General features: G+C 67.7%; 10 protein-coding genes. 7 read left to right on the forward strand and 3 right to left on the reverse strand.

Translation table 11 applies throughout. The features are described 5' to 3' along the window. The 4 genes from VIM26_RS09020 to VIM26_RS09035 all read left to right on the forward strand — a co-directional run. The coding region (locus VIM26_RS09020; protein ID WP_331950310.1) for a hypothetical protein at positions 1–787 on the forward strand (787 nt) is incomplete at its 5' end. Positions 788–809: 22 nt separating this feature from the next. Next, positions 810–1,442, forward strand: a complete 633-nt coding sequence (locus VIM26_RS09025; RefSeq protein WP_331950311.1) for a hypothetical protein — start codon at positions 810–812, stop codon at positions 1,440–1,442. 417 nt (positions 1,443–1,859) lie between these two features. Further along, entirely contained in the window at positions 1,860–2,189 is a 330-nt protein-coding gene (locus tag VIM26_RS09030) for a hypothetical protein (protein ID WP_331950312.1), read from the forward strand. Positions 2,190–2,711: 522 nt separating this feature from the next. Further along, positions 2,712–3,095: a hypothetical protein gene (locus VIM26_RS09035; protein ID WP_331950314.1), complete on the forward strand. Its 384-nt coding sequence runs from the start codon at positions 2,712–2,714 to the stop codon at positions 3,093–3,095. Positions 3,096–3,270: 175 nt separating this feature from the next. Here VIM26_RS09035 and VIM26_RS09040 read toward each other — a convergent pair whose 3' ends face one another. The 3 genes from VIM26_RS09040 to istA form a co-directional block, all read right to left on the reverse strand. Beyond that, positions 3,271–4,407 carry a tyrosine-type recombinase/integrase gene (locus tag VIM26_RS09040; RefSeq protein ID WP_331950316.1) on the reverse strand — a complete coding sequence of 379 codons (1,137 nt, stop codon included), beginning with the start codon at positions 4,405–4,407 and terminating at the stop codon, positions 3,271–3,273. Positions 4,408–5,055: 648 nt separating this feature from the next. After that, on the reverse strand, positions 5,056–5,907 hold the full coding sequence (gene istB, locus VIM26_RS09045) for an IS21-like element helper ATPase IstB (protein WP_331950318.1): 852 nt from the start codon (positions 5,905–5,907) through the stop codon (positions 5,056–5,058). Continuing rightward, positions 5,904–7,331, reverse strand: coding sequence for an IS21 family transposase (gene istA, locus VIM26_RS09050; protein WP_331950320.1), 1,428 nt, complete (start codon positions 7,329–7,331; stop codon positions 5,904–5,906). The genes istB and istA overlap by 4 nt, the downstream gene beginning before the upstream one ends. 443 nt (positions 7,332–7,774) lie before the next feature. On the opposite strand from istA, the gene VIM26_RS09055 reads away from it, so the two are divergent. The 3 genes from VIM26_RS09055 to VIM26_RS09065 all read left to right on the forward strand — a co-directional run bounded on the left by VIM26_RS09055 (position 7,775) and on the right by VIM26_RS09065 (position 10,296). Continuing rightward, positions 7,775–7,921: a hypothetical protein gene (locus VIM26_RS09055; protein ID WP_331950322.1), complete on the forward strand. Its 147-nt coding sequence runs from the start codon at positions 7,775–7,777 to the stop codon at positions 7,919–7,921. Continuing rightward, positions 7,918–8,040: a diguanylate cyclase domain-containing protein gene (locus VIM26_RS09060; RefSeq protein ID WP_331950324.1), complete on the forward strand. Its 123-nt coding sequence runs from the start codon at positions 7,918–7,920 to the stop codon at positions 8,038–8,040. Before VIM26_RS09055 ends, VIM26_RS09060 begins: the two co-directional genes overlap by 4 nt. A gap of 369 nt (positions 8,041–8,409) precedes the next feature. Then, entirely contained in the window at positions 8,410–10,296 is a 1,887-nt protein-coding gene (locus tag VIM26_RS09065; RefSeq protein WP_331950326.1) for a glycoside hydrolase family 3 protein, read from the forward strand. Positions 10,297–10,386: the final 90 nt, after the last annotated feature.

The following is a 10,386-nucleotide window of genomic DNA, read 5'->3' on the forward strand; positions in this document are numbered from 1 at the left end:
TGGCCGGGCTGCACAAGGCAGCCCGGCCACGACCCGCGACCACGAGGAGGTTCCGATGACACGTTTGGGGATGGATGTCGATGCGGTCGAGCGGATTGGGCACGGGCTGCAGACGGACGCCGAGGCGCTGACCGCGCTGACCGCGAGGGTCGATGCGCTCGTCCGCCGGCTGCCCGGTCTGTGGGACGGCAAGGACGCGAGCGACTTTGTCGGCACGTGGTGGCCGAGGCACCGCGCGTCGTTGCAGGCGGTCCGGTCGCAGATCAGCGGGCTCGGCCAGTCGGCGCTCAACAACGCCTCCGAACAGCGCGGAGCCAGTGCCGCGACTGGCGGGTCGGGCTCGGTCGGCGGCGGGAGTTCCCTCACGGGAGCCGACTTCATCCGTCAGTACGAGAACGCCACCATCCCGGTCACCGGGTGGAGGGTCGGAGATCTCATCGGGCTGACTCATGTCCCGGGCACATTCCTCACCGCGTTCGACGCGGCCGAGGGCTTCACGTCCGGTGACCCGGCCAAGGCCGTGGACGCTGCGGCGTCAGTGACTGCCTCGATCCTGAAGTCCGCCGGTGCCGAGGCACCCGTGCCGATTCTTCCGCTGTACCTGTCGGGCGTGATCATTGCCGAAGTGCAGGAGCTCCACCGGGACTGGGCCGAGGTGGACAAGTCTTCGTCCGGGATGGCCTCGGCCGGGCAGTACATCGTCCAGCATCCGATGGATGCGCTCGCAGGCGCGGGCCAGGCGCTCGACGCCGCGCTGCCGAGGTTGATCGGAATCTTCAAGCCCTGAGCCGCGCAAACGAGGAGAGAACGTGAGCACCATTAAGCTGACCGACGACGAGGTCGTCGCCGCCTCGCTCCTGCTGTCGGCGATCTGGCCGATCGGGATCCGGACCGTGGACGTCACCGATGCGGAGGGGGTGGGGCGTGCCGCGTTCCGCGGTGAGCGCTCGCTGCTGGCGCGCGACCTCGCGACCGTGACGGAAGGTCGCGTCCAGCTCGACGACAGTGTCGCAGCCGCGTTCGGCGCGGTGGCTAGCGCGGCTCGGCACACCGTGGTCGCGATCGGTCGGCGGACGCAGCCCGTCGCGGCGGCCGCGCCGTTCGTCTCGTTCCACAGCACGGCCGACGTCGACCGTTGGATCATCGTCGCGAGCTCGCCCATCGGCGTCGCGGACATCGAGAAGGTCGACCGGGCCGGTGCAGTGGCGACTCTCACGCAGCTGCAGGCTCGCTGCTTCGAGGAGGGTGTGCCAGGCGGGTCGCCCGGCGACGACCTCGCGTTGTTCGTCGGGCGGTTCGGACTGGGACAAAACGACGTCCTCGAGTTTGCCCTGGGATCGGTTCGTCTTGCGAGCGTGCGGGAGCCGGCCATGCCGACGGCGCCGGCTTCCTGGAGCGAGGTGCCGTGGGAGCCGGACCTGGCGGTGGCCGGGCTCGCCTGAGGAGAGCGTTTACGGCGACGCCAGCCGATGCCCAACGACCACCGCCGAGGAGCGAGATGTGATTCATGCCGGATCGTCCGGGTGGCAGGGCATGAACACGGGCGGCAACCGCCTTGCTCCGGGCAGAGGCTCGCCTCTTCGGGTCACGACGCCAATAGCGGCTCGCCGTCGAGCATGACTACCCAACCAGGGGCTACATGTTGTCTGCCCTCGTGCGGCCCGCCGTCCCGCCACTCGGAAGTGTTCGAAGGGGCTCCCACGCCAGACCCTCCCGCAGAGTTCCCCGATGGGGGAGCATAGGGGTGAAAGGTGGCAATTCGTCCGCGTTGCGACCAGCATTTCCTGGTGCGGGGGACTCCAGCGCGCTAGCGTTCGGCGCCTGATATCTTTCGTGTCCACCGAGGTGAGGAAATTTCCATGGCTGCCTGGGGCGCTCTCGGAAAGGGTGCATGGATCCTCGTGAAGAAGTACTGGCCGCTCCTCCTAAACGCCTGGAATGCTGTCGACGATTACGTTAAAAAGCACCCGGGTATTACGACCCAGGCTCGGGCCAGGTTTGAAAAATGGCGTGCCGCTTTCGTCGAGGCCCAAAAGAAGCGCTCACCAGAGACGCGGATAAGTGCCACACTGAACATCGTCCGTCGACTGGCGGAGGATAGGCTATCCAGCGAATCCGACGAAAGTGAGATCGTCGCGCAGGTTGGTGGCCCTGGCAAGTCGCGGCAACGTTCAAAAGCTCATGATTAGGCGAATTACGACGCTTACAGATGAGCTTGCGGCCGAAGCATTCGAGTCGCTCTTGCCCCACGACGCAAATGAGGGTTAATAAAACACGCACTCGTGGCCGAATTCAGGGCGTTGGCGTTGGGCCAGAATCCTCAGCGTCGCTGAGTTCGTAGAGTCGCAGATCCGCAAGCTCGTCGACACCTCGTTCCGCCCGGCTAGCGAGGGCCACCCTACCTGGGTTCATGCGTTGCACGCACAGTACCGTCAGACAGGCAAACCGCGTTGACGCGGCAGGTTTCAGCCTAGCCGGTCTTCGACTTCAAGGACCCGACGAACTCGTCGCGGCGCCACGCTGACTTACGTGTCTGTCGCCGTCGCTGTTGTCGATGCGAAGATCATCAGCACCGGTGCTGTGGACTTCTTCCGTGTCCGACTCGGGCGCAACGCCGCGTGGTGGCGTCCGTTTGCCCGACACGACGAACTGGCCTGGCACTTCGGGCGAATATCATCCCGCCCGGGACATCGTTGTTCTAGAGTCGAGACATGAATCCGCAACGTAGCGCCGAATGGATTATTGACCAGATATGCCAGGAGTCTGTGCTGCGATCTTCAGGATCGGTACTGCCTGCGGACCAGCAGAGGGTCCTGCGTACGCCGGTAGTCGACTTGGTCGATGCGGATCACGCAGTTGCGGTGATCGCCTACAACAACGGGGTGGATTTGATTCGTAGCGCGATCGAACGTCGCAAGCGGGCTGGCGGTGCTACAGTCAAGGTGCGCTGGGGATTGCGGCTTCCTGTCGAGTGGGAGGCGCACTACGAAACTGTTTACCAATCCAATTTCCCGTGGTATGTGAGTGGAGTTATCCAGAGCGCCTTCCTCGGGAACCCCTTAACTGGTGAACGTCACGCGTGGAAATCTCGTTAGCCATGCGTCCCACCCCGCAGCCCGCCCGGAGGCCTTGCCCGGGGCGTAAAGCGCGCCCGTACTGTGCGCCTTCCTGAACTCGTTGTAGGAGCCTCGCGGGTCGTCCTTCGCGAAAAGTCCTGCTTTCGACCGTCTTGCGTACCTGCATCGCCCTGCTGGAGCGACTGGCCCGAAGCTAAGGCTCAAGTCCGTCGACGTCGTTGGTCGTGCTCATCTTGTGGTCTTCGCCGCCCGTCAGAGCAGTCATGGCGTCGAGGTGGCCAGTTCGGGTGGCGTTGATCGGGTGACGGTAGATGTCGGCGGTGATCGTGACTGAGCGGTGGCCAAGGGTGTCCGCGATGTCCTCGAGTCGTACTCCAGCGTCCGACATGAGGCTTGCGGCGGCGTGCCTGAGTAGATGGGGGTGCATGTGCCCCAAGCCGGCCTTGGTGGCGACGATCTGCAGGGCTCGTCGGACGTTGGAGGGGTGCAGGGGGCTCCCGACGTTGGTGGTGAACACCAGCCTGTCGGGGTTCGACCACTTCTCGCCCGCCGCCAGTTGCTCTTGCTCCTGGAATCGCTTCTGGTCTTCCAGGGCGGTGACGCAATCGGGCGGCAGTGCGAGGGTGCGCCAGCTGGACGCGGTCTTCGGCTTCGTGAGCGACAGGGTCTTCCCCGCGGTGCGGCGCAGGCTCGTCTCCACTGTCAGCGTCGGGGGAGTGGAGTCCAGGTCGACCGCGTCCCACTGCAGTCCCGCGGCCTCGCCAGGTCGAAGTCCAAGCAGCAGGGACACGATGAACAGGCCGGCGAGGCGGTGGGAGCGGGCCGCGGCCAACAGGGCGCGAGCCTCGTCGGGTGTGATGCTCCCGCGCGTGCGGACGGGACCGTGCACGGGCTCGACGATCGCGGCGACGTTGCGGATGACCACGCCGCGCCGTTCGCCGAAGCGCAGGATCCGCCGGGCCATGTTCACCGTCAGGCTCATGGTGCGCGCTGAGTATCCGTGGGCGGCCATGGCCTGGAGGACATCCTCGATATCGTCGGGGCGCAGGGCGACGACCTTGCGGTTGCCGAGGGCGGGGAGAAGGTGGCGGTCGACGATTCCGCGGTACTCCTCCCGCGTGTTCTCGCTGAGCTCGGCGGTCAGGCCGCGGTTGAAGAATTGGCGTGCGAGGTCAGCGAACGTCGTGGAGCGTTCGGCGACGTCGTGGCCCGCCTCATGCTGCGCGCGCAGTGCGTCGAGCTTGGCGCGGACCTCGGTGCGGGTACGGCCGGAGACGGTTGGCCGGACGCGCCTGCCTGCCAGGTCCTGGCCGAGGTCGAGTTGGCCCATCCAGCGATTCTTGAGCGTGTTGAAATACACGGCTCCGTCTCCGCGATCTCTGCGACTGCGTGTCATGGGGTCCACCCGGGGCTGCTATTTCGGGCCTCGAGATCGGCTGCCCGAGGTTGCCTAACGGTTAGCCTAAGTTGCGTAACTCGGGTGGACTAGCCTGGACGGTGGTGGACACGAATGTACGTCTGACCTGCGACAACACCGTCGTCGTGACCGTGTCTGACCGTGTCTGAGCGTGGCTGGGTTGCCTGGGGGTCAGGGGGTCGCAGGTTCAAATCCTGTCAGCCCGACAGTGAAAGCGCAGTTCAGGGGCCGTTTCCGTGGATGCGGGCCGCCCCTTAGGTGTCGCTGGCGGCCTACCGGGTGGCCAAGGTGGCCTATCCGGTGAATGACACATCGACAGGGGGTCGCAGGTGTTACTCCTGTCACGTGACGATATAAAAGCAGGTCAGAGGGCCAGGACGCGTCAGTCTTCCGGCCCTCTTTGCGCCTGGGTTGCGTAGCGGATGGCCTATGCCGACACCACCTGCCTCACCCAGGTCGGGGTGCCCACAACGACCTGTCGGCGCGTTCCGTGAGCGCACTGATGCCGCTTATCGAAATTCCCCAGTATTGCTCATCGAAATTCCCCACCTTGTGGCGTTGTTAGGATAGCGGCTTTCGGGTGCCGGTGGTGGTTTTCCGGAGTGTTTCGTTGCGGGCTTGGTGGGCGCGTAGTCGGTAGGAATCTCCGTCGAGGTTGAGAACGACGGATCGGTGCAGAAGGCGGTCGAGCATTGCGGCCGCGACGGTGGTATCTCCGAGGATTTCACCCCACGCGCCGACGCCGCGGTTACTCGTCAGCACGATGCTCGTCTTGAGGTATCGCTGGGAGACGACCTGGAAGATCGCGGCGGCGGCCTCGGCAGGAAGCGCGAGATAGCCCAGTTCATCGATCGCCAGGAGCGTGGGGCCGGCGTAGAACCGCATGGTCGTGGCCCAGCGTCCTTCGATGGCCGCGCGGTGGCAGCGGGCCGCGAGGTCGGCCGCGGTGGTGAAGTACGTGCGGTAGCCCGCCTCTGCAGCGGAGCGGACCAGGCCGATTGCGAGGTGAGTTTTGCCTGTACCCGGCGGGCCAATGAGCAAAATATTGGTCGCGGACTCGAGGTAGCGGCAGGTCGCGAGCTCGTCGATGAGCGCGCGGTCGACGCCGGGCGCGGCGTCGTAGTCGAACTCGGCGAGCGTCGCGGGGGTGGGTAGGCAGGCGAAGCGCAGGCGTCCGGCCAGGCGGCGGGCCTCGGTGGCGTCGACCTCGACGGCGAGGAGCCGCTCGAGGGCGGCGGTCATCGAGAGTCCCTCGGCGATCGCCGCGTCCAGGACCGCGGGCAGGTGCTCGGCCGCGTCGTAGAGCCGCAACACGGCGAGGTGAGCGCGCAGCTGCTGGTAGAGGCTGGCCTGGGTGGTCGTGGACGGCGCGCCGGGCTCAGCGGTCGGGTCGGCGGTTCTCGTGGTGGTCATGAGGTCGGGGTCTCCTTGCGTGTCGGCGGAGCGGGCGGGGTGGTCTTCTCGGTCATCAGGGTGTTGCGCCCCGCTGCGGCGGCGGCGTATCGGGCCAGGTCAACGACCACTCCCGGGCCGGTAGAGGGCGCGGCGCCCTCGGTGCCGGTCGGGGTTTGCAGGGCGGGCGCCACGGCCAGGGCGGCTTGGCTGGGTGGGCGCCGGACCTTGCCGCGGTGCGGGCTCGCGGACGTGGCCGCGGCCATCGCGGCGCGTTCCAGGGCCACGACGTGGCCGTCGTCGCGAATCATGGCCCCGGCGCCGGTCGGCGCCAGGCGGTGGCGCGCGATGACGATCCCGCCACGCGCCCCGACTGCCGGGCCGGGCGTCGTGGCGATGTCGATCACGCTCGCGCCCAGGCGCAGGACCACGCTCACCCGGGCGCCGGTGAGCTCGGGAGGCACCGAGTACCGGTTCCCGCGGAACGAGACGAGGGCCTGCGCCGAGACGGTGCGTTCGGCAACGAGCGTCGCGGGGAACGCCGGCGGGACCGGACCCAGCGGCTCCGCCGCGGCCAGCGCCCCAACGGTGGTCTTGCCCTCGGCGGTGGACCGCACTCGGGCGTCTCCGCGCTTCGCGCACCAGGTGTCCAGCTTGGCCTGGGCCTGTTCCACGCTCAGGTCGTCGGGCAGGGTCCGCCAGAACCGTTGCGCGGCCACGTGGTTCGCCTTCTCCACGACGCCCTTGCGGTTCCCGCGCCGCGGCGGGCATGGCCGCACGACGATGCCGTAGTGCTTCGCGACGCCGGAGAACGACGCGCTGACCTTGCCGGTGCCGGGGCTGATCACGGTCGACATCCGGTCGAACCGCCAGTCGCGGGTCAGCCCGCCGAGCGCCCGGGCGACCCGGTCCAAGCCATCGATCAGGTGGGGCTGGTCCTCGGACTCGCACAACACCGCGCGCCAGACCCCGGAGTGGGACAACGCCCCGACGAGCAGGTGCGCGTGGGCGCCCCACCCCCACGAGCTCGGCGGGTCGGGCAGCTCGACCCAGTCCCACTGCGTTTCCTCCCCGGGCGGGTGCTCGATCACCGCGATCGGGCGGCCCTTCGCCGGCCGGCACGGCTCACACGCGGGGCGTAGCGACCGGGTCCGCAGCTGGCGGGTCATCGTCGGATACGACCCGACGTAGCCGCGGTCGGTGAGCTCGTCGAACAGGGTGCTCGCCCACACGTGCGGGTCATCAGACAGTCGCTGCGCGCAGTACGGCGCGAACACCTCGAACGGGTCGATGCCCGCCCGGACGCGGACCCCAGCCTGCCGCTCGCCGGCGAGGTAGGCGCGGATGGTCTTGCGGTCTCTTCCCAGGTGACGGGCGATCGCGGAGATCGTCCAACCCTGTCGACGCAACGCATGAACGTCGATGTCGTCCTCCCGTGTGAGCATGAGCGGTGGGGCCCCCTCGAGCTGGTGCGTGGTCAGAGACCACCAGCCTTGAGGGGGCCCCGCCTGACTCGGCGGAGCCACGCGGGGTGGGGACTTTCAGTGAGCAGGTCTGGGTACTTTCAAGTGAGCGTCATCAGCACGACGCATGCGGTCAGTGACGGGTTGTCGTTCTTCGGGCACGGTTATCGATGCGGGATAGCGAGGATGTCTGCCGATGTCATGTTCGGTCGCAGCTGCTCGTACTCCCCGCCATTCCAGTTCAGCAGAACCGCTTCGCCGGTCTCCGGGAAACGAGTCGATGGGCGGCGAGGTGGCGTCCTGGATTGCGCTCCCGCCGGTGGCCAGGACAGCGCGGCTGGGTGTTCTGCTGCTCGCCTCGAGGCGGCCGCTCGCGTTCACCGCGACGCAGGCCGGGGGTCGCGGGCGCCGTCGGCGCGCAGGGTATGACCGCGTATGACAACGCGAGCCTGTTCGCGCGGGTGCAGGAGCTCGCGGTCATCGACGAGCTGACCGGGATCGCGAACCGGCGGCGCTTCTTCGAGGTCGCCGAGCGATCCAGACCCGCTCGGGCCCGCTCGACATCACGGTGAGCATCGGGCTGTCCCGCCTGCTTCCCGACGACATCGACATCGCCGTCGTGCTGGCTCGCGCCGACCAGGCTCTTTACGAGGCAAAACGCAACGGCCGCAATCAGGTGCAATCATCGTGAAACCCGGGTCGGCGGCAGGCCCAGATCGGGCCCTCCTCATGCGTCCAGGGACCGGTGACCTGCCCTGACTCGGAGTTCGCGCTGCCCTTGGCGTAGCCCCGGTCACCGAAGCTGGACCAAGCGGGACCAGGTGGCCACTGGTGAGCCCGAACAGGAGGCGGCCGTCGGTAACGTGCCCGCGCCGACCTGGTTGCGACGAACGGCTTCGGCCGCTAGTCTCGCGTAGAACGTTGCACAACCGCGTGCATCGTCAGTCTCGAAGTCCGGCGCCCTGTCGTCCGGCGCGGCGGGCGGGCCCGTCGTTGGCCGGTGCGGGGGAGGTGGAGCCTCCCTCGACCGGCAGACCGAGTGACGGATCGAGGACTACGTATGAGCGCGCACGCGACGAACCCGTGGATGGACGAGCGGCTGACGGCCGGCGAACGGGCAGACCTGCTCCTGGCGGAGCTGAGCCTGGACGAGAAGATGGCCCAGGTCTCCTGCTACTTCCCGACCGACATCACCCAGACCGCCGACTTCGCCGAACGATTCCCGCATGGGATCGGCGAGGTGTCCTGCCTCGAGGCACGTTCCGCGCTCACTCTGGACGAGGTGACAGCGTTCCAGCGCCGCATCCAGTCCGCGGCGATGGAGGGTTCCGGGCACGCCGTCCCCGCGATCTTCCACATGGAAGGGCTCTGCGGCGCGTACCTGCCTGGTGCGACGAGCTTTCCCTCCGGACTGGGCCGCGCAGCGAGCTGGGACGTCGACCTGGAGGGCCGGGTCGGCGAGATCGTCGGCAGGCAGGAACGGGCCCTCGGCATCACGCACACCCTTGCCCCCGTTCTGGATATTTCCCGCGACCCACGCATGGGACGGCAGGGTGAGACCTATGGCGAGGACCCGAGCCTCGCGGCTGCGCTCGGGGTCGCATACACGCGTGGCCTCCAGGGCGAGGACCCGGACGGCCGGCGCACCGAAGCGGTGGCAAAGCACTTCGTCGGCTCGCACCACACCGAAGGCGGCATCCACGGCGCGCACTGCAACGTCCCAGATCGCCTGCTGGTGGAGGTGTACGCCAAGCCGTTCCAGGCCGCAATAACTTTGGGTGGGCTGCGCGGTGTCATGCCTTCGTACAACTCGGTGGGCGGCGAGCCGGTGTCATCCTCCGCCCGGCTGCTCACGACGCTGCTGCGGGAGCAGATGGGGTTCGACGGTCTGGTCGTCTCGGACTACGGGGCGGTGGGAAACCTCCACACCGTCCAGCGGGTCGCCTCGTCCCCGGCACATGCCGGGCTCGCAGCCCTGCGCGCAGGCATGGACGTCGAGCTCCACGTGCCGCAGGGCTTCGGCGGCGACCTGCGGGACTGGTTCGCGGCGGGAAAAGCTGACGTGGCGCTGCTCGACCGGGCGGTCCACCAGGTCCTGGCCGCCAAGTTTCGGATGGGGCTGTTCGAGCACACCTTCGCACCGGGGCCCGACGAGCGGGACAGCTCCTTTGTGTCGCCGTTCGACTCGGCGGTTGCTGTGCAGTCCGCACGCGAGTCGATCGTCCTGCTGCGCAACAACGGCACGCTGCCGCTGCGGCCGGAGGTGAAGACGCTCGCGGTGATCGGCTGCCACGCGGCGAGTGCGCGGTTCTTCTTCGGCGGGTACACGCACTACTCCATGGCGGAGGGCAAGCTCGCGGCCAACTCCTCGATGGCCGGACTCGCGACCCGCAGCGACGATCTCAGAACCATCACGGACACCGTCCCCGGCACCACGATCGAGGCGTCCGACGGTCCTGCCTTCGAGGCGCTCCTCCTGCGTCAGCAGCCAGGCATCCGCAGCCTCATGGACGAGCTCCGCGTGCGGATGCCTGACACCGAAGTGAGCTGGACGTACGGCTACCCGTTCGCCGGCGACGACGACTCCGGACACGACCAGGCCATCGCGCTCGCCGCGCGCGCCGACGTCGTGCTCTTGACGCTCGGCGGCAAGCACGGCACAGCATCCATTGCCTCGATGGGGGAGGGAATCGATGCGACGAACATCAACCTGCCGCCCTGTCAGGAAGACCTGATCGTCAAGCTCGCTCGGCTGGGCAAGCCGATCATCGGCGTGCACCTGGACGGTCGAGCGGTGTCGAGCGATGCCGCCGACACCCATCTGGCAGCTCTCCTCGAGGCGTGGAGCCCGGGGGAGGGTGGCGCCGAGGCCATCGTCGACGTGCTCACCGGTGCCCACGGACCCAGCGGTCGGCTGCCGGTCACCATCGCTCGGGACTCGGGCTAGGTCCCGGTCTACTACAACCACCCCTACGGCTCGGCCTGGCACCAGGGCGAGAGCATCGGTTTTCCCGACTACGTCGATGCACCCCACACG

This window comes from Pengzhenrongella sp., assembly GCF_036565025.1.
In the GTDB taxonomy this organism is placed as follows: Bacteria; Actinomycetota; Actinomycetes; order Actinomycetales; family Cellulomonadaceae; genus Pengzhenrongella.

Excerpts from the sequence above, each read along its gene's own strand:
- VIM26_RS09030 (WP_331950312.1), top strand. The coding sequence starts at position 1,860 with ATGGCTGCCTGGGGCGCTCTCGGAAAGGGTGCATGGATCCTCGTGAAG.
- VIM26_RS09035 (WP_331950314.1), top strand. The coding sequence starts at position 2,712 with ATGAATCCGCAACGTAGCGCCGAATGGATTATTGACCAGATATGCCAG.
- VIM26_RS09040 (WP_331950316.1), bottom strand. The coding sequence starts at position 4,407 with ATGGGCCAACTCGACCTCGGCCAGGACCTGGCAGGCAGGCGCGTCCGG.
- istB (WP_331950318.1), bottom strand. The coding sequence starts at position 5,907 with ATGACCACCACGAGAACCGCCGACCCGACCGCTGAGCCCGGCGCGCCG.
- istA (WP_331950320.1), bottom strand. The coding sequence starts at position 7,331 with ATGCTCACACGGGAGGACGACATCGACGTTCATGCGTTGCGTCGACAG.
- VIM26_RS09055 (WP_331950322.1), top strand. The coding sequence starts at position 7,775 with ATGACCGCGTATGACAACGCGAGCCTGTTCGCGCGGGTGCAGGAGCTC.
- VIM26_RS09065 (WP_331950326.1), top strand. The coding sequence starts at position 8,410 with ATGAGCGCGCACGCGACGAACCCGTGGATGGACGAGCGGCTGACGGCC.